Annotated in this window: 22 protein-coding genes; 14 read left to right on the forward strand and 8 right to left on the reverse strand. The window is 71.2% G+C overall.

Annotation, left to right across the window (positions count from 1 at the left end; translation table 11 throughout):
- Position 1 precedes the first annotated feature (1 nt).
- The 3 genes from RWK90_RS13235 to RWK90_RS13245 all read left to right on the forward strand — a co-directional run bounded on the left by RWK90_RS13235 (position 2) and on the right by RWK90_RS13245 (position 3,707).
- Complete coding sequence (locus tag RWK90_RS13235; RefSeq protein ID WP_314038089.1) at positions 2 to 586, forward strand: GNAT family N-acetyltransferase; 585 nt, start codon at positions 2 to 4, stop codon at positions 584 to 586.
- Complete coding sequence (locus tag RWK90_RS13240) at positions 583 to 1,086, forward strand: nitroreductase family deazaflavin-dependent oxidoreductase (protein ID WP_396230340.1); 504 nt, start codon at positions 583 to 585, stop codon at positions 1,084 to 1,086. Before RWK90_RS13235 ends, RWK90_RS13240 begins: the two co-directional genes overlap by 4 nt.
- 278 nt (positions 1,087 to 1,364) lie before the next feature.
- Complete coding sequence (locus RWK90_RS13245) at positions 1,365 to 3,707, forward strand: hypothetical protein (RefSeq protein ID WP_314038090.1); 2,343 nt, start codon at positions 1,365 to 1,367, stop codon at positions 3,705 to 3,707.
- A gap of 101 nt (positions 3,708 to 3,808) precedes the next feature.
- Here the strand turns inward: RWK90_RS13245 and RWK90_RS13250 are convergent, their stop codons facing one another.
- Both RWK90_RS13250 and RWK90_RS13255 read right to left on the reverse strand, forming a co-directional pair.
- A complete protein-coding gene (locus tag RWK90_RS13250; RefSeq protein WP_314038091.1) occupies positions 3,809 to 4,726 on the reverse strand; it encodes an SDR family oxidoreductase in 918 nt (305 codons plus the stop codon).
- A gap of 57 nt (positions 4,727 to 4,783) precedes the next feature.
- A complete protein-coding gene (locus RWK90_RS13255) occupies positions 4,784 to 5,557 on the reverse strand; it encodes an SDR family oxidoreductase (RefSeq protein ID WP_314038092.1) in 774 nt (257 codons plus the stop codon).
- A gap of 77 nt (positions 5,558 to 5,634) precedes the next feature.
- Between RWK90_RS13255 and RWK90_RS13260 the strand changes: the two genes are divergently transcribed.
- From RWK90_RS13260 to RWK90_RS13285, 6 genes are all read left to right on the forward strand, one after another.
- A complete protein-coding gene (locus RWK90_RS13260) occupies positions 5,635 to 6,429 on the forward strand; it encodes an enoyl-CoA hydratase family protein (protein ID WP_314038093.1) in 795 nt (264 codons plus the stop codon).
- 68 nt (positions 6,430 to 6,497) lie between these two features.
- A complete protein-coding gene (locus RWK90_RS13265) occupies positions 6,498 to 7,355 on the forward strand; it encodes a CoA transferase subunit A (RefSeq protein ID WP_396230344.1) in 858 nt (285 codons plus the stop codon).
- A complete protein-coding gene (locus RWK90_RS13270; protein ID WP_108846657.1) occupies positions 7,355 to 8,125 on the forward strand; it encodes a CoA-transferase subunit beta in 771 nt (256 codons plus the stop codon). Before RWK90_RS13265 ends, RWK90_RS13270 begins: the two co-directional genes overlap by 1 nt.
- Positions 8,122 to 9,204, forward strand: coding sequence for a nitronate monooxygenase (locus tag RWK90_RS13275; protein WP_314038095.1), 1,083 nt, complete (start codon positions 8,122 to 8,124; stop codon positions 9,202 to 9,204). The genes RWK90_RS13270 and RWK90_RS13275 overlap by 4 nt, the downstream gene beginning before the upstream one ends.
- Before the next feature lie 163 nt (positions 9,205 to 9,367).
- On the forward strand, positions 9,368 to 9,973 hold the full coding sequence (locus RWK90_RS13280; protein WP_314038096.1) for a hypothetical protein: 606 nt from the start codon (positions 9,368 to 9,370) through the stop codon (positions 9,971 to 9,973).
- 154 nt (positions 9,974 to 10,127) lie between these two features.
- Complete coding sequence (locus RWK90_RS13285) at positions 10,128 to 10,685, forward strand: hypothetical protein (RefSeq protein ID WP_314038097.1); 558 nt, start codon at positions 10,128 to 10,130, stop codon at positions 10,683 to 10,685.
- Positions 10,686 to 10,769: 84 nt separating this feature from the next.
- Here RWK90_RS13285 and RWK90_RS13290 read toward each other — a convergent pair whose 3' ends face one another.
- The 4 genes from RWK90_RS13290 to RWK90_RS13305 form a co-directional block, all read right to left on the reverse strand.
- A complete protein-coding gene (locus tag RWK90_RS13290) occupies positions 10,770 to 11,939 on the reverse strand; it encodes an acetyl-CoA C-acetyltransferase (RefSeq protein ID WP_314038098.1) in 1,170 nt (389 codons plus the stop codon).
- A gap of 27 nt (positions 11,940 to 11,966) precedes the next feature.
- Positions 11,967 to 12,548 carry a TetR/AcrR family transcriptional regulator gene (locus RWK90_RS13295; RefSeq protein ID WP_314038099.1) on the reverse strand — a complete coding sequence of 194 codons (582 nt, stop codon included), beginning with the start codon at positions 12,546 to 12,548 and terminating at the stop codon, positions 11,967 to 11,969.
- Between the two features lie 141 nt (positions 12,549 to 12,689).
- Positions 12,690 to 12,860: a hypothetical protein gene (locus tag RWK90_RS13300; RefSeq protein WP_314038100.1), complete on the reverse strand. Its 171-nt coding sequence runs from the start codon at positions 12,858 to 12,860 to the stop codon at positions 12,690 to 12,692.
- A gap of 18 nt (positions 12,861 to 12,878) precedes the next feature.
- Positions 12,879 to 13,070, reverse strand: a complete 192-nt coding sequence (locus RWK90_RS13305; protein ID WP_314038101.1) for a hypothetical protein — start codon at positions 13,068 to 13,070, stop codon at positions 12,879 to 12,881.
- A gap of 125 nt (positions 13,071 to 13,195) precedes the next feature.
- Here RWK90_RS13305 and RWK90_RS13310 point away from each other — a divergent pair, with 125 nt between their 5' ends.
- The gene (locus RWK90_RS13310) at positions 13,196 to 13,990 is read left to right on the forward strand and encodes a hypothetical protein (RefSeq protein ID WP_314038102.1); all 795 of its coding nucleotides are present in this window, start codon (positions 13,196 to 13,198) and stop codon (positions 13,988 to 13,990) included.
- Positions 13,991 to 14,038: 48 nt separating this feature from the next.
- Here the strand turns inward: RWK90_RS13310 and RWK90_RS13315 are convergent, their stop codons facing one another.
- Both RWK90_RS13315 and RWK90_RS13320 read right to left on the reverse strand, forming a co-directional pair.
- The gene (locus RWK90_RS13315) at positions 14,039 to 14,845 is read right to left on the reverse strand and encodes an SDR family oxidoreductase (RefSeq protein WP_314038103.1); all 807 of its coding nucleotides are present in this window, start codon (positions 14,843 to 14,845) and stop codon (positions 14,039 to 14,041) included.
- Positions 14,842 to 16,089 (reverse strand): acyl-CoA dehydrogenase family protein, encoded by a 1,248-nt coding sequence (locus RWK90_RS13320; RefSeq protein ID WP_314038104.1) that lies wholly within the window; start codon positions 16,087 to 16,089, stop codon positions 14,842 to 14,844. The genes RWK90_RS13315 and RWK90_RS13320 overlap by 4 nt, the downstream gene beginning before the upstream one ends.
- Before the next feature lie 77 nt (positions 16,090 to 16,166).
- On the opposite strand from RWK90_RS13320, the gene RWK90_RS13325 reads away from it, so the two are divergent.
- The 4 genes from RWK90_RS13325 to RWK90_RS13340 all read left to right on the forward strand — a co-directional run bounded on the left by RWK90_RS13325 (position 16,167) and on the right by RWK90_RS13340 (position 20,587).
- A complete protein-coding gene (locus RWK90_RS13325; RefSeq protein WP_314038105.1) occupies positions 16,167 to 17,021 on the forward strand; it encodes a mycofactocin-coupled SDR family oxidoreductase in 855 nt (284 codons plus the stop codon).
- A gap of 95 nt (positions 17,022 to 17,116) precedes the next feature.
- The gene (locus RWK90_RS13330; protein WP_314038106.1) at positions 17,117 to 18,772 is read left to right on the forward strand and encodes a FadD3 family acyl-CoA ligase; all 1,656 of its coding nucleotides are present in this window, start codon (positions 17,117 to 17,119) and stop codon (positions 18,770 to 18,772) included.
- Complete coding sequence (locus RWK90_RS13335) at positions 18,769 to 19,566, forward strand: SDR family oxidoreductase (RefSeq protein ID WP_314038107.1); 798 nt, start codon at positions 18,769 to 18,771, stop codon at positions 19,564 to 19,566. The genes RWK90_RS13330 and RWK90_RS13335 overlap by 4 nt, the downstream gene beginning before the upstream one ends.
- 79 nt (positions 19,567 to 19,645) lie before the next feature.
- On the forward strand, positions 19,646 to 20,587 hold the full coding sequence (locus tag RWK90_RS13340) for an enoyl-CoA hydratase (RefSeq protein ID WP_314038108.1): 942 nt from the start codon (positions 19,646 to 19,648) through the stop codon (positions 20,585 to 20,587).
- The last annotated feature ends 2 nt before the right edge of the window (positions 20,588 to 20,589 follow it).

The raw sequence follows: 20,589 nt of genomic DNA on the forward strand, positions 1-20,589 counted from the left end.
CATGAGCGACGTCATCGAGATGGCGACGAGCCGGCGGCGGGAGATCTTCGCCGCCGTGTCGTCGGCCAGCGGCCCCGAGGACGCGGTGGGGGCGGTCGCGAGCCTGCTGTCCGTCTCCGCCGAGGAGGCGCGGCGGGTGCTCCGGGCCCCCCTCGAGGCGTTCGCCGGTTCCGCGGCCGGTGCGTCCTCCGGCGACGCCGGTCAGGGGTTCGCGCTGCGCCCGTTCACGGAGTCCGACGACCACACCGCGCTGTTCCACTCCCGCTCGTCGGACTCCACGTCCGCGACCGGGGGAAGCTGGGACCAGGACAGGACGGAGCGGGAACTCCGCGACGGCCTTGCCCGCATCGAGGCGGAGTCCGCGATGTGGTTCGTCGCCGTCGACACCGCGCGGGACGCCCTGGTCGGACTGGTCTTCGGTGAGCAGATCGACAACGGTGACGTGGACGTGGCGATCTGGATCCGCCCCGAGGAGCGCAAGAAGGGCTTCGGGATGGCGGCGCTCAAGGAGAGCCGGCGTGAACTCGCGGCGTTCTTCCCGGGCAAGCACGTCATCGTGCGGGCACCCCTGGCCGGTGGCCGGTGAGCGGAGCCGATCCGCGGCCCGAGACGGGCGTCGACGACCCGCGGCGTGGTGCGCCGTGGGTCGTCGGCGTCATCAAGGTGATGTCGCGGGTCAACACGTGGGCCTACCGGGTCTCCGGGGGACGGCTCGGTGGGTCGTGGCGGGTGGGGTCGGCGCTCCGCGCGCCGGTGCCCGTGTGCCTGCTCACCACCACGGGCCGCAAGTCCGGGGAGCCCCGGACCGTCCCACTGCTGCACTTCCCCGACGGCGACCGGGTACTGCTCGTCGCCTCCCAGGGCGGGCTGCCCAAGCACCCGCAGTGGTACCTGAACGTTCTCGCCGACCCGGCCGTCACCGTCCAGGTGGGTCGCCGTAGCCGGGCGATGACGGCGAGGGAGGCCACACCGGCCGAGCGGGCCGAACTCTGGCCGAGGCTCGTCGAGCGTTACGCGGACTTCGCCGACTACCAGGCCAACACGAGCCGGGTCATCCCGGTCCTCATCTGCGAACCCCGCCGTTAGCCACACCACGCGCGACCACCCTCCTGCGGCCGAGGACCTCCGACGAGGTCCTCGGCCGTTCGTCATGCCGTGACCAGTTCGCCTAAGAACACACCCATACTTACAGTGCCCATTACCGCCTCTCCAGCCCCACCTGTCCCACCCGCCCCATATCCTGAGTGAACCCTTGACACATGCTGAGGCTTAAGGGATTCTAATCTCCGGAAACGCACAAGACCTGCGCGTATGCCCGCTCAACGCGCGGCGTCAGCGGGCGACTCTCAGGGGAAGGGTATTTTATGAACAAGTCCACCAAGGTTGCCGCGGTCGCGGCATCCGTGGTGCTGGCCGCGGCCGGCACGAGCGGCGTCGCCAACGCGCAGATCATCGACTCCGCCAGCGTCACCAACATGCTCGGTGAGCTCCTCCAGTCCGGCTCCGCGGGGGGCGGGCTCCCCACCGACTCGGCCGGCCTGAACCCCCTCGGTGGGTCGTCCGACGTCCCCGGCGGACTCATCCCGGGTTCCTCCGAGATCCCCGGCTCGTCAGCTCTCAATCCGCTCGCCGGATCCTCCGACCTGCCCGCGCTCAGCAGCGAGCCCCTCGGCGGGTCTGCCACCGCCCCGGGGTCGACCGAGCTCCTGGGCGGGTCCTCCGATCTGCCCGCGCTCAGCACCGAGCCGCTCGCCGGCTCCGCCCAGCTGCCGGGCCTGGAGGGTTCGCTCAGCAACCTCACCCTGTCCGCCGAGGTCGTCGGTGACATCGGCTCCACAGATATGGCCCCGCTGTCCACGGACCTCTTCCAGACCGGTTCGACCGACATGGCCCCGCGGTCCACCGAGCTGGTCGGTGGCTCCGTCGCGGAGACCCCGCTCGCGCGGTCCGTCGATCTGCTCGACGTGGGCTCGACCGACATGGCCCCGCTGTCCACCGAGCTGGTCGGTGGCTCCGTCGCGGAGACCCCGCTCGCGCTGTCCGTCGATCTGCTCGACGTGGGCTCGACCGACATGGCCCCGCTGTCCACGGACCTCTTCCAGACCGGCTCGACCGACATGGCCCCGCTGTCCACCGAGCTGGTCGGTGGCTCCGTCGCGGAGACCCCGCTCGCGCTGTCCGTCGATCTGCTCGACGTGGGCTCGACCGACATGGCCCCGCTGTCCACGGACCTCTTCCAGACCGGCTCGACCGACATGGCCCCGCTGTCCACCGAGCTGGTCGGTGGCTCGACGGCCAGCACTCCCCTGTCCATGGATCTCATCACCACCGGCTCGACCGCCGAGACCCCGCTCGCCCTGTCGGTGGATCTCATCGGCGGTTCCACGGCCACCACGCCGCTGGTCCTGTCCTTCGATCTCATCAACACCGGCTCCGAGGACATGGCCCCGCTGTCGACCGAGTTGTTCACCGTGGGCTCGGACGAGATGGCGCCGCTGTCCACCGCGCTCCTCGGCGGTTCGGCCGAGCTCGCGCCCGGCGGCTCCGCCGACATGGCCCCGCTGTCGACCGAGCTGTTCACCATCGGCTCGACCGAGATGACCCCGCTGAGCTCCTCGGCGGTTCGGCCGAGCTCGCGCCCGTCGGCTCCGCTGTCCACCGAGCTCCTCGGCGGTTCGGCCGAGCTCGCGCCCGTCGGCTCCGCCGACATGGCCCCGCTGTCGACCGAGCTGTTCACCATCGGCTCGACCGAGATGACCCCGCTGTCGACCGAGCTGTTCACCGTGGGCTCGGACGAGATGGCGCCGCTGTCCACCGAGCTCCTCGGCGGTTCGGCCGAGCTCGCGCCCGTCGGCTCCGCCGACATGGCCCCGCTGTCGACCGAGCTGTTCACCGTGGGCTCGGACGAGATGGCGCCGCTGTCCACCAACCTCCTCGGAGGCTCGTCGGATCTGGCTCCCGTGACCGGGTCCACCGGTATGGGGTCGACGGACATGGCGCCCCTCGTCAGCTCTATCGGCATGGAGCCGCTGTCCACCGAGCTCAACCTGCTGGGTGGCTCCGCCGAGCTGCCGGCCCTGTCGGCCGAGTTCCCGGACGGGTCCACCGAGGGCATCGGCGGCTCCGCCGTGCTCGTCGGCAAGGGCCTGCAGGGCTCGCTGACCAACGGCTCTGCCAACGAGATCACGGAGCCCGTGGGCGGGTCCATCACCGACGGCGGTGCACTGTCGCCGATCATCGGCTCCATCGCCGAGGGCGGCGTGCTGCCCGAGATCGCGGGATCGATCGACGACATCTCCGGCTCGGTCTCGGGCAACGGCGGATCGACCGGGCAGAGCTCGGACACCATCAACGGCTCGGCCGGTGGCGGCGCCGGCGTGCTCCTCGGTTCGGTCCAGGAGCTGACCTCGGTCAACGGGTCGCTCACCGCGTTCACGGGATCGCTGGAGAACGGCTCCACGCAGGGCACCACGTCCACGAACCTCGGGTCCACCCTGGGAACCGCGGCCTCTATGGAATCGGGCGGTAGCCTCCTGCCCGTCCTCGCGGTGACCGCCGTGGCCGGCGGCGGCGCCGCCATCGCCACCGCCGCCGCGACCGGGGGCGTCGCCCTCCCGCCGCTGCCGACCCTCTGCGACCTGCCCTCGGCGCAGGTCGACCAGCTGGCCGCGCTCGGATCCGCGGACGCGCAGCGCTGCGTCAACTGAACCGAGCCGACCTCCCCACCGGAGGCCGGTGACCATACGAAGGAGCCCCGCACCACCACGGTGCGGGGCTCCTCCGTGTCCGGGGCGCTACCGGTTAGGGATCAGCGGGCGCCGTAGACCGGGACCGGCGTGGGCGACTCCGTCAGCAGGCGCGGGACGACCGCCCCGAGCTCAGCCGGATCCCACTTCGCGCCCTTGTCCTCGGACGCCGCGCGCTGCCACCCGTCGCAGACGGTGACCTTGCCGCCCTCGACCTCGAAGACACGGCCGGTCACCTCGGCCGACTCCTCCGAGCCGAGCCACACCACCAGCGGCGAGATGTTGGCCGGGTCCATGACGTCGAACGACCCGTCCTCGGGAGCCGCCATCTGCGCGGCCATGGCCTCGCCGGCCGAGGTCGTCATCCGCGTGCGGGCGGACGGGGCGATCGCGTTGGCGGTGACCCCGTAGCCCTTCATCTCGGCCGCGGTCTGGATGGTCAGCAGCGCGATGCCGGCCTTGGCGGTCGCGTAGTTGCCCTGGCCGACCGACCCGAACAGACCCGCACCCGACGAGGTGTTGATGACGCGAGCCTGACGCGGCCGCCCGGCCTTGGACTCGGCCCGCCAGTACTCGGCGGCGTGACGCAGCGGCGCGTAGTGCCCCTTGAGGTGGACGGTGATGACGTTGTCCCAGTCGCTCTCGCTCATCCCGACGAGCATCTTGTCCCGCAGGAAGCCCGCGTTGTTCACCAACACGTCCAGCCCGCCGAACGTGTCGATCGCCTGCTGGACGAGCTCGCGGGCCCCCTCCCACGAGGAGATGTCGTTGCCGTTGACCACGGCGTCGCCGCCGGCGGCCTTGATCTCCGCCACGACCTGCTCGGCCGGGGACTCCCCGACGTTCGACCCGTCGAGGCCGGCGCCGAGATCGTTGACCACGACCTTGGCTCCCTCGGCCGCGAAGGCGAGCGCGTGCTCCCGGCCGATGCCCCGGCCGGCGCCGGTGACGATGACGACGCGTCCGTCGCAGATTCCCATGTCAGTCTCCTTGTTCAGTGTGCGTGCGGTTGTGGTCGCCCGGCGGAGCCGGAGCGATCAGTGCTTGTTGTCGGCCGTGGACGCCGACAGGAAGGCCGGCTTCTCGCCGCCCCCGTGGACCAGCAGTTCCGCGCCCGTGATGTAAGCGGCGAGCGGCGACGCCAGGAACGCGGCGGCCCGGCCGACGTCCCGCGGCTCGGCCATCCGGCCCATCGGGATCGTCGCGTCGACGGCGGCGACCCCCTCGGCGTCCCCGTAGTGCATCTCGGCCAGCTCGGTCTTGACCGGACCCACCACGACCGAGTTCACCCGGACCGCGGGGGCCCATTCCACGGCGAGGGACTGCGTGAGCGAGTCGACACCCGCCTTCGCCGCGCCGTACGAGGCGGTGCCCGGCGACGGCCGGTGGCCGGAGACGGACGAGATGTTGATGATCGACCCGCCGGTCGGCTGCATCACCCGGTTCGCCTCCTGCGCGACGGTCAGCGCCGACAGGAGGTTCAGGGCCACGATCTTGGCGTGGAAGTTGGCGCTCGCGTCGGCGGCCAGGGCGAACGGTGCGCCGCCGGCGTTGTTGACGACCACGTCGAGTCGGCCGTGGCGCTCGACGATCTCGTCCACCATGGTGCGGACCGCGTCGGCATCGCGGAGGTCGACGGAGTGGAACTCGAGGTCGGCGACATCAGACCCCTCCTCGGCGGGACGACGGGCGCACGTGATGACGACGGCGCCGGCCTCCCGGAAGACAGTGCTGATGCCGGCACCCACGCCGCGTACGCCGCCCGTGACGAGGACGACCTTCCCCGCCAGACCCAGATCGATGTTCGTCATGCGTGCTAGCCTACCAAGCAAGCATTTGGTTAGTCACTGCGCAGTCACGGACGGCGGTGGCGCGCGAAGGGAGCTCCATGGGCATCAACGTCGACAAGGGCGCGGACGGGATAGCCACCGTCACGGTCGACTACCCCCCTGTCAACGCCATCCCCTCGGCGGGATGGTTCGAACTCGGTGAGCAGATCCTCGCCGCGGGGCGCGACCCCGAGGTGCACGTGGTGATCCTGCGGGCCGAGGGCCGCGGGTTCAACGCGGGCGTCGACATCAAGGAGATGCAGGACTTCGAGGGATTCGACCACCTGCTCGCCGCCAACCGCGGCTGCTACGTGGCGTTCAACGCCGTCTACGAGTGCGCGGTCCCCGTGATCGCCGCCGTCAACGGCTTCTGCGTCGGCGGCGGGATCGGCCTGGTGGGCAATGCCGACTGCATCGTCGCCTCCGACGACGCCGTCTTCGGCCTCCCGGAGGTCGACCGGGGCGCGCTCGGCGCCGCCACCCACCTGTCGCGCATGGTGCCCCCGCACATGCTGCGCACCCTGTACTACACCTCCCGCAACGTGACCGCGCAGCAGCTGCACTCGTGGGGCACGGTCTACGACGTCGTGCCGCGCGACCAGCTCGACGCCGCCGCGCGCGACCTGGCGGAGGCCATCGCCGCCAAGGACACCCGGGTGATCCGGGCGGCCAAGGAAGCCATCAACCACATCGACCCGGTCGACGTGAAGTCCTCGTACCGCATGGAGCAGGGCTTCACCTTCGAACTCAACCTCGCCGGCGTGGCCGACGAGCATCGTGACGAGTTCGTCAAGACCGGGAAGAACCTGGACAAGCGAGACAACCGAACCGAGAGGACGGGCGAGAACAAGTGACGACGACCCCCACCCCGCGCGACAAGCGCACCAGTCTCGACGAGGCCGTGTCGCGCCTCGAGAGCGGCATGACCATCGGAATCGGTGGATGGGGCTCGCGGCGTAAGCCGATGGCACTCGTCCGCGCCATCCTGCGGCGTGAGGATCTCACCGACCTCACCGTGGTCACCTATGGCGGCCCGGACCTCGGTCTGCTGTGCTCGGCCGGCAAGGTCTCCAAGGCCTACTACGGCTTCGTGACCCTGGACTCCGCGCCGTTCTACGACCCGTGGTTCGCCAAGCGCCGCACCGAGGGTGCGATCGTGGCCCGCGAGATGGACGAGGGCATGGTCCGCGCCGGCCTCACCGCCGCCGCCCAGCGCCTGCCGTTCCTGCCCACCCGCGCCGGTCTCGGCTCCGACGTCGTCCGCTTCTGGGGCGACGAGCTCAAGACCGTCGACTCGCCCTACCCGGTGGACGGCAAGACCGAGACGCTGGTCGCGATGCCGGCCCTGCGCATGGACGCGGCCCTGATCCACCTCGACAAGGCCGACAAGCACGGCAACGCCGCGTTCACCGGCGCGGACGGGTACTTCGACGACCTCTACGCCATGGCCGCCGACACGGTCCTGCTCGAGGCCGACGAGATCGTCGACTCCGCCGATGAGCTGATGAACGAGGTCGGCCCGCAGCGCATGCTCATCAGCCGGATGTTCGTCGACACTGTCTCCGAGGCCCCCAACGGCGCCCACTTCACGTTCGCCGGCGGCTACGGCCGCGACGAGGCCTTCCAGAAGCACTACGCCGCGTCCGCCAAGGACGAGGACTCGTGGAAGGCGTTCGTCGACGAGTTCCTGTCCGGGTCCGAGGAGGACTACCAGAAGGCCGTCACCGCGTTCGCGGAGAAGGCCGCTGCCGAGAAGGCCGCCGAGAAGGGAGCCAAGTGATGTCCGACGTCACCACCCAGTCCGCCACCAGGGCCGAGTACTGCGCTGTCGCGTGCGCTGAGATCTTCGCCGGCGCCGGCGAGATCTTCGCCTCCCCCATGACGCCGATGGCCACCATCGGCGCGCGTCTGGCCCGGCTCACCACCGAGCCCGACCTGCTCATCACCGACGGCGAGTACCGCTTCCTCGGTCAGACCCCGCCGCTGGGCAAGACCATCGACTTCGAGGGGTACATCCCGTTCCCCCGCGTCTTCGACGTCCTGCAGGCCGGCACCCGCCACGTCGTGATGGGCGCCAACCAGATCGACCGGTTCGGGAACCAGAACCTCTCCGCGTTCGGCGACGACGTGCAGAAGCCGACCCGACAGATGTTCGGACTGCGCGGAGCCCCCGGCAACACGATCAACCACGCCACGAGCTACTGGGTCGGCAAGCACTCCTCGCGAGTGTTCACCGAGAAGGTCGACGTGGTCTGCGGCATCGGCTACGACCGCTACACCGAGGGCGACCCGGCGTTCCGCTACCACCACATCCACCGGGTGGTCTCCAACCTCGGCGTGTTCGACTTCGGCGGTACCGACCACAGCATGCGGGCGCTGAGCCTGCACCCGGGCGTGACCGCCGACGAGGTCGCCGAGAACACCGGCTTCGAGATCGAGGGTCTCGCCGACGCCGCGGTCACCCGCGACCCCTCGGCCGAGGAGTTGCGCATCATCCGCGAGGTGCTGGACCCCCGCGGGTTCCGCGACCGTGAGGTGCCGGCCGCGTGAGCGCCCCGACCATCTCCACCGCCTTCACCGAGCTCGTCGGAGTCGAGTACCCGATCGTCCAGACGGGTATGGGATGGGTCTCCGGACCCGAGCTGACCGCCGCGACCGCCAATGCGGGAGGCCTGGGCATCATCGCCTCGGCGACGATGACCTACGCCGAGCTCGAGGACGCCATCGTGCGGACCAAGAAGCTCACCTCCAAGCCGTTCGGTGTCAATCTCCGGGCGGATGCGGAGGACGCCACCGAGCGGTGCGAGCTCATGATCCGGCACGGGGTGAAGGTCGCGTCGTTCGCCCTCGCGCCCAAGCCGGAACTGATCGCGCGACTCAAGGAGAACGGCCTCGTCGTCGTCCCCTCCATCGGGGCCGCGAAGCACGCCGTCAAGGTCGCCTCCTGGGGCGCCGACGCGGTCATCGTCCAGGGTGGTGAGGGCGGCGGTCACACCGGGCAGGTCGCCACCACCCTCCTGCTCCCCAGCGTGATCGACGCGCTCGGCGGCGCCGGGAACACCTCCATCCCGGTCGTGGCCGGCGGCGGGTTCTTCGACGGCCGCGGCCTCGTCGCCGCACTGTCGTACGGCGCCGCGGGCGTCGCGATGGGCACGCGGTTCCTGCTGACCAGCGACTCGCAGGTGCCGGACGCGGTGAAGAAGCAGTACCTCGAGAAGGGCCTGCAGGACACCGTGGTCTCCACCCGTGTCGACGGCATGCCGCACCGCGTGCTGCGGACCGGCCTGGTCAACGCGCTCGAGTCCGGTAGCCCCCTCAAGGGGCTGACCGCGGCGGTGCAGAACGCCAACAAGTTCAAGTCCATGACGGGCATGAAGTGGCAGCAGCTCGCCAAGGACGGCCTCAACATGAAGAAGGCCTCCGACCGCACGTGGCAGCAGATCGTCATGGCCGCCAACACCCCGATGCTGCTCAAGGCCGGTCTGGTCGAGGGCAACACCGACGCGGGCGTGCTCGCATCCGGGCAGGTCGTGGGAATGATCGACGACCTCCCGAGCTGCGACGAGCTGATCCAGCGGATCATGAATCAGGCCCACGAGCGCCTCGCCGCGCTCCGCGCCCTGGGCTGACTCCCCGTTCGACCGTCCCCACCGACGCACCCGCACGGCCGCACCGGCCGGCGGGTGCGTCCGGCATTTCCGGGAGGACCCTTAACATGAGGTATTCCTTGGGATAACCTGAGAGCTGCCCCGCACGCGCGGGCCCGCTCCCCATCCCCCTCGGAGGAACCCCATGACTTCTGCCCGTACCGCCGTCCGCGCCGCCGCCGTCCTCGGCGCCACCGCCGCCCTGACCGTCGCCGGCGCCGGTGCGGCGTTCGCGACCACCGCCACCCCGGGGAAGGACGGCACCACCGTGTCGGTCACGTTCGCACTCGAGGAGGGCGCGGTGCTCGGCGACTTGTGCGGAGCCGCGCTCGTCGAGCCGCAGGCCGCCGCCGAACTCGCAGGCGCCTTCACCGGGGGCGACCTGGAGGACATCTTCACCAGCCTCGCCTCCCGCGACGGCGTCACGCTTCTCCGCACGGGCGGGCTGGTGAGCACCCCGATTGCCACGCTCACCCCCATCGTCAAAGAGGAGGCTTCCGTCTCCGCCTCCGACGTCCCGGCCGGGCTCTACGCCCTGATCTCGGTGTGCGCCTCCGCTCCCAGCGACCCGTCCATCACCACCCAGATGGTCGGCGACCCCATCGAGGTCATCACCGGAAGCCTCGGCGCCATGAGCTCCGGCGAGGGCGCCGGCCTCGACACCCTGTCCTCCGTCCTCGGCGGCGGCGACACGGAGGGTGCGCTCGACCTGGGCACCCTGTCGTCCGCGCTGGGCGAGACCGAGAACTGATCTCTAGCGCGGCGAACCGCGCACCCCGTCGCCCGGCCGGGCCCGCCCCGGCCGGGCGTCGTCGTCTCAGCTGCTTCTGCGGTGGCACGTAACGCGCCGTAAGGGAATATCGACATAGTGGTCGAGCCCACATCCCCCCACCGAAGGAGCCTCCATGAGTTTCGCCAGGAAGACCGCCGCCGGACTCGCCGCCGTCGGCATGGCCGCGGGCCTCACGGTCGCGGGCGCCGGCGCCGCGAGCGCCGCGGTCCCCGTGCCGCACGTGTTCGGCAACCAGGTCGTCGTGGACATCACCCAGCCGCTGCCGGGCCAGACGTGCCTCGGCATGCTCGTCCCGCCCGCCGCGGGCGCGGACGTGGCCGGCGCGGCCATCGCCGGGGGCGGCGATCTCATGGCGATCATCCGGACCCTCGGCAACCGCGGTGACGTCGTGGCGCTGCGCGGCCCGGGCGTGCCCGGCATCTTCACCCTCCCCATGACGCTGCCCGGTCAGCCGGGCCGGCTCGTCGCGGAGAACGTGCCGTCCAACGTCTACGCCCTCGCCGTGATCTGCCTGAGCAACAACGGCCCGGCCGAGCCGCACCTGTTCCCGGCCGTGGTCGGCGGGCCGCTGGACGCCTTCGCCGGCAGTGCGGGTGGGAGCACCGGGGTCGCGCCCGCTCCCGCCCAGGGCGGCGGCACCACCGGTTCCCTCAACGGCCTCGGTTCCTGACGGACCCGGGCCCGGCCTCGCCGGCGCGACGGAAAAGGGCCCCGCACCAGCCGGTGCGGGGCCCTTCTCCTGTCCGTGGAGCGGTCAGGAGTCCAGACGCTCGATGATGGTGACGTTGGCGGTGCCGCCGCCCTCGCACATGGTCTGCAGGCCGTAGCGGCCGCCCGTGCGCTCGAGCTCGTTGAGCATCGTGGCGAACAGCTTGGCGCCGGTGGCGCCGAGCGGGTGACCCAGGGCGATGCCGCCGCCGTTGGGGTTGACGCGGGCCGGGTCGGCGCCGGTCTCCTTGATCCAGGCCAGGACGACGGGGGCGAACGCCTCGTTGATCTCCACCACGTCGATGTCGTCGATCGTCAGGCCGGTCTTCTCCAGGGCCCACTTGGTGGCGGGGATGGGCGCGGAGAGCATCATCACCGGGTCGTCACCGCGGACGGTGAGGTGGTGGATACGCGCGCGGGGCGTCAGGCCGTACTTCTCCACGGCCTCGGCGGAGGCGAGCAGGCCGGCGGAGGCGCCGTCGCAGATCTGGGAGGCGACCGCGGCGGTGAGCGAGCCGCCCTCCGCCAGCACCGGCAGGGAGGCCATCTTCTCGAGGGTGGTCTCGCGGGTGGTCTCGTCGGCCTCCAGGCCCGCGAGCGGGACGTACTCGTTGGCGAAGCGGCCGGCGGCGATCGCGGCGCGGGCGCGCTCGTGCGACTGCAGGGCCCACTTCTCCATCTCCTCGCGCGAGATGTCCCACTTGTCGGCCATCATCTGGGCGCCGTTGAACTGGGAGATCTCCTGCGAGCCGAAGCGCTCCACCCAGCCGGTGGACCCGGTGAAGGGGTCGTCGAAGCCGTACTCGCGGCCGGCGAGCATGGCGGAGGAGATGGGCAAGGCGCTCATGTTCTGGACACCGCCGAACAGGATCACGTCCTGGGTGCCGGACCAGATGGCCTGGGCGCCGAAGTGGATGGCCTGCTGGCTGGAGCCACACTGGCGGTCGACGGTCGTGCCGGGCACGCCCAGCGGCATCCCGGCGGCGAGCCAGGCGGAGCGGGCGATGTTGCCGGCCTGGGGGCCGATCGTGTCGACGCAGCCGAAGATGACGTCGTCGACGACCTCGGGGTCGATCCCGGTGCGCTCGACGACGGACTTGATCACGTGGGCACCGAGGTCGGCGGGGTGCTGCCCGGACAGGCTCCCGCCGCGCTTGCCGACGGGGGTGCGGACGGCGTCGATCACGTAGGCCTCGCGGCCGGTCACGCTGGTCATGGGTCTCCTCGGGGTGGGTGAGAAAGGTCAGCCGACGGTGAGGCCGTCGAGCACGATGTTGAGGTACTGGTCGGCGATCGCCGCGTGGTCGTTGTCGTCGTCGGGCCGGTACCAGCGGACGGCGACCCACACGGTGTCGCGCAGGAAGCGGTAGGTCAGCCGGACGTCGAGATCGCGGCGGAAGTCGCCGGAGTCCATCCCGCGCCGGAGGACGTCGGTCCACATCTCGCGGAACTCGGTGTTGCGCTCGCGGAGGTAGTCGAACCGCGGGTTGCCGCGGAGGTGTTTGAGCTCGTCCTGGTAGATGGCCACCTCGTCGCGGTCGCGGTGGATGGCCTCGAACGAGGCACGGACCAGCGCTTCCAGGGTCTCGCGGGGGCCGAGGCCGGAGTCGACGATCCTGCGGTACTCGCCGAAGAGCGCGTCGAGGAATCCGCGCAGGATCTCGTCGACGATCGCCTCCTTGGAGGCGAAGTGGTGGTACAGACTCCCCGAGAGGATGCCCGCTGCGTCGGCGATGTCGCGGACGGTGGTCGCGCGCAGGCCGCGTTCGGCGAACAGCCCTGCCGCGATGGACAGGAGCTCCTCACGTCTGGTCGTGCTGGTCATTCCCCCACGATACCAACCAAGCACTTGTTAGGTCGATCTTCGCCCTCGTGGGCCCGTGGCCGACCTCCCTCTGAACCCGCCGGGCCCCCGGGGAGACGCTCTCCCCCGGGGCCCGACGTCGGCGCGTGGGCGCCGGCGACCTCAGGAGTTGAAGCCGAGCGCGATGAACTCGATGGTCGCGACGATCACACCGGGGATGTTGAGCACCCCGGCGACGAACCGGCTGACCGGATCGGTGGGCAGGCCGGCGGTGAGACCGTCGACGGATCCGTCGATCGTCTCGTGGAGCTGGTGAAGGGAGCCGCTGAGCATGGGGGGATCTCCGTCCGGTCAGATGAGGGGGGTGGCGGGGGCGGCGGAGCCGAAGCCCCAGAACAGGTTGGCCAGTCCGTAGAGCAGGGCGGCGGGCAGCTTGAGGACGCCGCCGATCGCGTCTCCGAGGGATCCGGGCGGCACCATGCCGCCGACGGAGCCCCACAGGTCCCCGGCTACCCCCGCGAGCGAACCGCTGATGTCAGGCATTTTTCATCTCCTCTGGTGGACCACGGTGGTCGCGCTCAGCATATCCTCAGGGGTCGCGACGGCCGGGACGACTCCGGCTATCGTTGCGCGCCGCCCGCACGGGCGCCGCCGTTAGACTCCGCCGCATGTCGCCCGCCTCGTCGCCCCGGCCCCGCTCCCCGTTCCCGCGCGCGCTCGCCGCGTCGGGAGCCCTGTGCCTCGCGCTCACGGCGGGTGCGTGCACGATCGACGGCGGCGACGACGACGAGGGCGTCACCACGACCACGTCCGCAGCGGCCGCGCCCGCGGAACCGGCCGGGTCGGCGGACCCGGGATCGGCCCCGCCCGCCGGGTCGGTGGACCAGCTCGTCCTCACCGCCGAGGACGCGCCGGAGTGGAACCTGCAGCCCGTGCCCGCCGATCAGATCGCGGGCGGGCTGGACGCGATCGGCGCGTTGACGGCGGAGGTCCGGGTCGAGCCGGAGCGGTGCGCGGAGGTCAACGCGGACGCGGCGGCGGCCCGGTCCGAGCCGGGGTCGATCGCCATCCAGGGCGGTCAGGTCGGCGAGGTCTCCTACGCGGTGGCGGTGTCGCGGGCGACCGACGGACTGGCCGAGCGGGCACGGCAGGTCGAGGACTGTCCGGTGATGTCGGTGGCGTTCCCGCTGCAGGGCGAGGAGTTGGTGACCGAGACGCGGAACTCGCTGCTCGACGTGGGGGCTCCCGAGGGGGTCGAGGACTTCGCGGCGGTGCTGCAGGACAGCTCCGTGGACATGATGGGGCAGACGGTCTCGACCTCGAACCTCATGATCACCGGGGTCGTCCGGGGACTCGCCGTCTCGGTCACGGCCAGCCACGCGGCGGGCCCGGTCCCGGAGGACGCCCGGGCCACGGCCCTCGAGGTGTTCGCCCGGCAGGCGGACAAGATCAGGGCCGCCTGACGGATCAGGCGGCCCTGGTCACCCGGCCGGATGCGCGGCGGGGTCCCGTCAGGCGCGCTGCGAGGAGATGGAGACGACCTCCCCGGTGAGGTACGTGGTGTAGTCGCTGGCGAGCATGGCGATGGTCGCGGCGACCTCCCACACGTCGGCGGCCCGCCCGAAGGCCTCCTTGGCGGCGAGCTCGTCGAGCAGTTCCGCTGAGGCGGACTTCTCGAGGAACTTGTGGCGCGCGATCGACGGGGCGATGGCGTTGATCCGCACCCCGTAGTCGGCACCCTCGATGGCGGAGCAGCGGGTCAGCGCCATGACGCCGGCCTTGGCCGCGGCGTAGTGGGCCTGCGCCCGCTGCGCGCGCCAGCCCAGCACCGAGGCGTTGTTGACGATCACGCCGTTGTGCTCCGCGTCGCGGAAGTACCGCAGCGCCGCGCGCGTCGCGCGGAAGGTGCCGTTCAGGGTGATGTCGAGGACACGGTCCCAGTCCTCGTCGGTCATGTCGACGAGTTCGGTCTCGCCGCCGAGTCCGGCGTTGTTGATGAGCACGTCGATCCGGCCCAGCTTCTCCGCGGCACCGGCGATCAGCGCGTCGACGTCGGAGGTGGACTGCACGTTGCAGGTGATGGCCTCGAACTGCTGGCCGGGGAACTCGGCGGCGAGCGCGTCGCGGGCCTCGTTCATGCGCCGCTCGTGGAAGTCGGAGACCAGCACGTCGGCGCCCTCGAGCGCGGCGCGGCGGGCGGCCGAGAAGCCGATGCCGGTGCCGGCGGCGGCCGTGACGACGACCTTCTTGCCCTTGAGCAGCCCGTGGCCGGGGGTCTCCTCGGGAACCACTGCGAGGGGGGACTTGTGCTGGGTCATGACGGCCTGGCCTCTCGGGGTAGTCCGAGCACGCGCTCGGAGATGATGTTGCGCTGGATCTCGTTGGATCCGCCGTAGATGGTGTCGGAGCGGGTGAACAGGAAGAGGCGCTGCCACAGCGCGAGCTCCACGTTCTCCGGATCACGCAGGTCGTTGGGGGCGCCCTCGGAGGTGTGGGTGGGCCCGGTGAGCGACTCGGCTCCCTGGACCTGCATGGCGAGTTCGCCGAGGTCGCGGTGCCAGTTGGCCCACAGCAGCTTGGCCGCGGAGGCGTTGCCGCCGGTGGCGTCGCGCTCGGCGAGGGTGCGCAGGGCGTGGGCGCGGATCACCTTGAGGCCGATCCAGGCGCGGGTGATGCGCTCGCGCACGGCGGGCACGTCGGCGCTGCCGTTGGCGCGGGCCATCTCGGTGATCTGCTCGAGTTCGCGGGCGAAGCCGACCTGCTGGCCGAGCGTGGACACGCCGCGCTCGAACTCGAGCAGGGTCATGGCGACCTTCCAGCCCTCGCCCCGCTCCCCCACGATCATCTCGGCGTCGGTGACGGCGTCGTCGAAGAACACCTCGTTGAACTCGGAGGTGCCGGTGAGCTGCTGGATGGGCCGGATCTCCACGCCGGGCTGGTCGAGCGGGACCAGTAGGAAGCTCAGCCCCTTGTGGCGGCTCGTCCCCTCCTCGGTGCGGGCCACCACGAACGCCCACTGGCTCAGGTGCGCGAGCGAGGTCCACACCTTCTGGCCGTTGATGTGCCACTTGCCGTCCTCGCGCAGTTCGGCGGTGGTGGCGACGTTCGCGAGGTCGGAGCCGGCACCCGGCTCGGAGTAGCCCTGGGCCCACAGCTCGGTGACGTCGATGATCCTCGGCAGGAAGCGGTCCTTCTGCTCCTGGGTGCCGTGGGCGATGAGGGTGGGGCCGAGCAGGGTCTCACCGAGGTGGGAGACCCGGGCCGGGGCGTCGGCCTTGGCGTACTCCTCGTGGAAGCGCACCTGTTGACTCAGCGACGCGCCGCGCCCGCCGTACTCGACGGGCCAGCCCACGCAGGTCCAGCCGGCGGCCGCCATGTGCCGCTCCCAGGCCAGGCGCTGGGGGAAGAACTCGTGCTCGCTCCCCGGGCCGCCGACCCCCTTGATCTCGGCGAACTCGCCCACGAGATTGGCGTCCAGCCAGTCGCGGAACTCCGCGGCGAATTCGTCGTCGGTCATCTCCGCCGCGGGCGTGCCCTTCTCGGATGCCGTGCTCTCGGTCATGCCGTCACACTACCAAGCACTTGCTTGGTTCGCCGGAACCGCCCTCCCCTCCGGGCGACGTCGAGTTGGATATCGACATGAGCTCATCCTCCAGTCCCCTCGCGGGCAGAGTCGCGTTCATCACGGGGGCCGCCCGCGCCCAGGGCCGGGCCCATGCCGTCCGGCTCGCCTCGGAGGGCGCCGACGTCGTCGTCGCCGATGTCTGCGCGCCGGTCTCCGCCGCCGCCACCTACCCCGCGCCCACGCCGGACGACCTGGCGGAGACGGTCCGCCTGGTGGAGGCGACGGGTCGCCGCGCGATCTCGGCGGTCCTCGACATCCGGAACCTCGCCGCGCTGCAGGACCTGGTCTCCCGCACGATCGACACCTTCGGCCGGCTGGACGTCCTGGTCGCCAACGCCGCCGTTCTCAGTTGGGGCCGGCTGTGGGAGATGCCGGAGGACGACTGGGACACGGTCATCGGCGTCAACCTCAGCGGCACGTGGCGGACGATCCGCGCGGCCGTGCCCGCGATGATCGAGGCGGGCAACGGGGGCTCGATCATCGTCGTCAGCTCGTCCGCGGGACTCAAGGCCACGCCCGGCAACGGGCACTACTCGGCCTCCAAGGCGGGACTGGTGGCACTGACCAACGCCCTCGCGCTCGAGGTGGGCGAGTACGGCATCCGCGTGAACTCGATCCACCCCTACTCGGTCGACACCCCGATGATCGACCCCGGGGCGATGGGTGAGCTCTTCGGCCGGTTCCCCTCGTTCCTCCACAGTTTCTCTCCGATGCCGCTGAAGGACACCCGAGTGGAGGGTGCGAGCACGCTCTCAGACTTCATGCCGCCCGAGGAGGTCTCCGAGGTGGTCGCCTACCTCGCCGGCGACGGATCGCGGTCCGTCTCCGGCGTCCAGCTCACCGTCGACCGCGGAGCGCTGAAGTACTAGCGACCGCGCCCCGCGGACCGTGCCGGACACCCGTACCAAGCACTTGCTTGGTAGGGTTGCCCGCGCCACACCCGCAGCCCACCGAGGAGTCCGCGATGACCGCCACCGTCGAGACCACGCCAGCCGAGACCCCTCCTGTCGAGAGCACGCCCGCCGCCCTGCGCCGGGCCGCCGAGACGTGGCCGGAGCGCGAGGCGATCGCCGACGTCCAGCCGGGCCAGGACACCCGGTGGACGTGGTCGCAGCTGCTCGACGAGGTGCGCCGGTTCGCCGCGGGGCTCGTCGCGCGCGGGGTCACTCCCGGCGATCGGGTCGTCATCTGGGCGCCCAACACCCGGCACTGGGTGGTCGCGGCGCTGGGCGTGCAGTTCGCGGGCGCCACCATGGTGCCGGCCAACACCCGGTACACCGGCAGCGAGACGCTCGAGATCATCCAGCGCACCGGGGCCGTCGCGGCCGTGGTCGCGGGCGCGTTCCTCGGCTCCGAGCGGATCGCCGACCTCGCCGACGCGGCCGGGGCCGACGGGGCCGACGGGGCCGCCGGGGCCGCCGACCGCCCGCTCGCCGGGGCGACCTCGCTGCGGACGATCGTGCGCATCCCCCTCGACGCCGGCGACACGGTCCCCGTGGGCGCGGGCACCGCCGGGGGCGTGGACGTGGTGGACTTCGACGACCTCCGGGCGCTGGCCACCGCGGAACTGCTCGCCGAGGCGGACGCGCGCGCGGACGCGGTGACGGGCGAGGACGTCGCGGACATCCTGTTCACCTCCGGCACCACGGGCAAGAGCAAGGGCGTCGTCGCCCTGCACCGCCAGACCGTCGCGGGCTCGCGCGCGTGGGGCGGCAACAACGGGCTGACCGATCGGGACGGTTACCTCATCGTCAACCCGTTCTTCCACAGCTTCGGCTACAAGGCCGGCTTCCTGCCGTGCATCCTGTTCGGGGTCACGATCGTCCCGCTGTCGGTGTACTCGACCACGGAGACGATGCGCCTGATCCAGTCCGAGAAGGTCACCGTCCTCACGGGCGCGCCGACGATCTTCCAGACGCTGCTCGACGACCCCGCCCGCGGCGAGTACGACCTGTCGTCGCTGCGCGTGGCCGTCACGGGCGCGTCGGTCGTGCCGGTGGTGCTCGTCGAGCGCATGCAGTCCGACCTGGGCCTGGAGACGGTGATCACCGCGTACGGCCAGACCGAGACGATGGGCTTCATCACCACCACCCGCACGGGCGACGACGACGTCACGGTCTCCACCACGTGCGGTCGGGCCTACCCCGGGATGGAGATCCGCATCGGCGAGCACGGCGAGATCCTCACCCGCGGCGAGATGGTCATGCAGGGCTACCTCGACGATCCGGAGAACACCGCCAAGACCATCGACCCGGACGGCTGGCTGCACACCGGCGACGTCGGCGAGATCGACGCGGCCGGCAACCTGCGCATCACCGACCGGCTCAAGGACATGTACATCAACGGCGGGTTCAACGTGTACCCGGCGGAGATCGAGCAGACGCTCGCGCGCCTGGACGGTGTGGTGGAGTCGGCCGTCATCGGCGTGCCGGACGAGCGGATGGGCGAGGTCGGCAAGGCGTTCCTCGTCCGCCGTGAGGGCTCGGACCTCACCGAGCAGGACGTGTTGGACTTCTGTAGGGAGCACCTGGCGAACTTCAAGCGCCCCCGGTCGGTGGAGTTCGTCGAGTCCCTGCCGCGCAACGCCTCGGGCAAGATCCTCAAGACCGAGTTGCGATGAGCGCCCCGGCGGGTCGGCGCGACGGCGGCGCCGTGGTGGTGACGGGCGCGTCGGGCGGGATCGGGGCGGCCGTCGCCCGACGCCTGGCCGCCGAGTTCCCCGACGCGCCCGTGGTGCTGGGGTACCGCTCGACCGAGCCGGCCGCGCTCGCGGCGGAACTCGCCGCTCAGGGCCCGGGAACGCCCCGGGCCGTGGAGTGCGCGCGCCTGGTCCCCCGCGACGAGGGGGACGACGACGAGGTCGCGCACCTGATCGACGGGATCGCCGCCCGGCACGGCGGAATCCGTGTGGTGGTCCACTGCGCCGGTCCGCACGTGCCCATGGTCCACCTGTCGCGGGTCTCGCCGGCCGAGCTCCGGCGTCAGCTCGACGACGACGCGGGGGGATTCTTCGCGATCGTGCGCCCCGCGCTGGCGCACCTGCGCGCGGTGGCGGGCAACGTCGTCGTCGTCACCACCGCCGCCACCACCCGCTACCCGGTGCGCGACGGCCTGTCCGCGGCTCCCAAGGGCGCGGTCGAGCAGCTCGTGCGGGGCCTGGCGGCCGAGGAGGGGCGCTTCGGGGTGCGCGTGAACTGCGTGGGCCCGGGGATGCTCACCGACGGGATGGCGTCCCGGCTCATCGGCTCGGGCGACCTGGACGAGCGGGCGCTGGAGGTCACCCGGTCCAACATCCCGCTGCGCCGCTTCGGCACGGCGGAGGACATCGCCGAGGCCGTGGCGTTCCTCGCCTCGGACCGCGCGGGGTTCATCTCGGGCCAGAAGCTCGACGTGGACGGCGGATACGGCGTCTGAACGACGGCGGCTACGGGGTTTGACCGGGGTCCGGTACAGTACCAACCAAGCACTTGCTAGGTAAGGAGAGTTGCAGGTCATGACCGATGCACCCATCCCTCCGGTCCTCGGGGTCGACGACCTCGGACCGGACACGCAGCCGGTGGCCTACGAGGTCTCCGACGGCACCGCGTACGTCACGCTCAACCGCCCCGACTTCCGCAACGCGCAGAACTCGGTGATGACGTACTCGCTGGACAACGCGTTCATCAAGGCGGTGGAGGACGACTCCGTCAAGGTGATCGTCCTGCGCGCGGCCGGCAAGCACTTCTCGGCCGGCCACGACATCGGCACGCCCGAACGCGACCACCACGTGCAGTACACCAACCGCGCCGCCATCTGGTGGGAGCACACCACCCGCGGCGGCGGCGACCGACGCATGGCCCGGGAGACCGAGGTCTACGTCCAGATGTGCCGCCGCTGGCGGGAGATCCCCAAGCCGATGATCGCCCAGGTGCACGGCGCCTGCATCGCCGGCGGGCTCATGCTCGCCTGGGTCTGCGACTTCATCGTGGCCGCCGACGACGCCTTCTTCTCCGACCCCGTCGTGAAGATGGGCATCCCCGGCGTCGAGTACTTCGCCCACGCCTTCGTGCTCGGCCCCCGCCGCGCGAAGGAGATCCTCTACACCGGTCGCAGGTTCGGCGCGGCCGAGGCGCTCGAGTGGGGCATGCTCAACCACGTCGTCCCGCGCGACGAGCTGCAGGCCAAGGTCGACGAGATCGCGGGCGAGATCAAGGCGATGCCCGCCTTCGGGCTCACCCTCGCCAAGAAGGTGATCAACACCAACGAAGACCAGATGGGGCTGCAGACCTCGCTGGACACCGCGTTCGGCTGGCACATGTTCGCGCACTCCGCCAACGCCGAGCCGGACGACACCGACTCGTTCTCCGCGTCGCTGGGCGGGATGGACGCCCGCTCCATGCGCGACAGCGCCAACACCGGGACGACGGGCACCGCGTCCGAGAAGAAGGAAGGCTGACA

The sequence above is a fragment of the Dietzia sp. CH92 genome, from assembly GCF_032248695.1.
Taxonomy (GTDB): Bacteria; Actinomycetota; Actinomycetes; order Mycobacteriales; family Mycobacteriaceae; genus Dietzia.

Excerpts from the sequence above, each read along its gene's own strand:
- RWK90_RS13235 (WP_314038089.1), top strand. The coding sequence starts at position 2 with ATGAGCGACGTCATCGAGATGGCGACGAGCCGGCGGCGGGAGATCTTC.
- RWK90_RS13245 (WP_314038090.1), top strand. The coding sequence starts at position 1,365 with ATGAACAAGTCCACCAAGGTTGCCGCGGTCGCGGCATCCGTGGTGCTG.
- RWK90_RS13250 (WP_314038091.1), bottom strand. The coding sequence starts at position 4,726 with ATGGGAATCTGCGACGGACGCGTCGTCATCGTCACCGGCGCCGGCCGG.
- RWK90_RS13255 (WP_314038092.1), bottom strand. The coding sequence starts at position 5,557 with ATGACGAACATCGATCTGGGTCTGGCGGGGAAGGTCGTCCTCGTCACG.
- RWK90_RS13260 (WP_314038093.1), top strand. The coding sequence starts at position 5,635 with ATGGGCATCAACGTCGACAAGGGCGCGGACGGGATAGCCACCGTCACG.
- RWK90_RS13265 (WP_396230344.1), top strand. The coding sequence starts at position 6,498 with ATGACCATCGGAATCGGTGGATGGGGCTCGCGGCGTAAGCCGATGGCA.
- RWK90_RS13270 (WP_108846657.1), top strand. The coding sequence starts at position 7,355 with ATGTCCGACGTCACCACCCAGTCCGCCACCAGGGCCGAGTACTGCGCT.
- RWK90_RS13280 (WP_314038096.1), top strand. The coding sequence starts at position 9,368 with ATGACTTCTGCCCGTACCGCCGTCCGCGCCGCCGCCGTCCTCGGCGCC.
- RWK90_RS13285 (WP_314038097.1), top strand. The coding sequence starts at position 10,128 with ATGAGTTTCGCCAGGAAGACCGCCGCCGGACTCGCCGCCGTCGGCATG.
- RWK90_RS13290 (WP_314038098.1), bottom strand. The coding sequence starts at position 11,939 with ATGACCAGCGTGACCGGCCGCGAGGCCTACGTGATCGACGCCGTCCGC.
- RWK90_RS13295 (WP_314038099.1), bottom strand. The coding sequence starts at position 12,548 with ATGACCAGCACGACCAGACGTGAGGAGCTCCTGTCCATCGCGGCAGGG.
- RWK90_RS13300 (WP_314038100.1), bottom strand. The coding sequence starts at position 12,860 with ATGCTCAGCGGCTCCCTTCACCAGCTCCACGAGACGATCGACGGATCC.
- RWK90_RS13305 (WP_314038101.1), bottom strand. The coding sequence starts at position 13,070 with ATGCCTGACATCAGCGGTTCGCTCGCGGGGGTAGCCGGGGACCTGTGG.
- RWK90_RS13310 (WP_314038102.1), top strand. The coding sequence starts at position 13,196 with ATGTCGCCCGCCTCGTCGCCCCGGCCCCGCTCCCCGTTCCCGCGCGCG.
- RWK90_RS13315 (WP_314038103.1), bottom strand. The coding sequence starts at position 14,845 with ATGACCCAGCACAAGTCCCCCCTCGCAGTGGTTCCCGAGGAGACCCCC.
- RWK90_RS13320 (WP_314038104.1), bottom strand. The coding sequence starts at position 16,089 with ATGACCGAGAGCACGGCATCCGAGAAGGGCACGCCCGCGGCGGAGATG.
- RWK90_RS13325 (WP_314038105.1), top strand. The coding sequence starts at position 16,167 with ATGAGCTCATCCTCCAGTCCCCTCGCGGGCAGAGTCGCGTTCATCACG.
- RWK90_RS13330 (WP_314038106.1), top strand. The coding sequence starts at position 17,117 with ATGACCGCCACCGTCGAGACCACGCCAGCCGAGACCCCTCCTGTCGAG.
- RWK90_RS13335 (WP_314038107.1), top strand. The coding sequence starts at position 18,769 with ATGAGCGCCCCGGCGGGTCGGCGCGACGGCGGCGCCGTGGTGGTGACG.
- RWK90_RS13340 (WP_314038108.1), top strand. The coding sequence starts at position 19,646 with ATGACCGATGCACCCATCCCTCCGGTCCTCGGGGTCGACGACCTCGGA.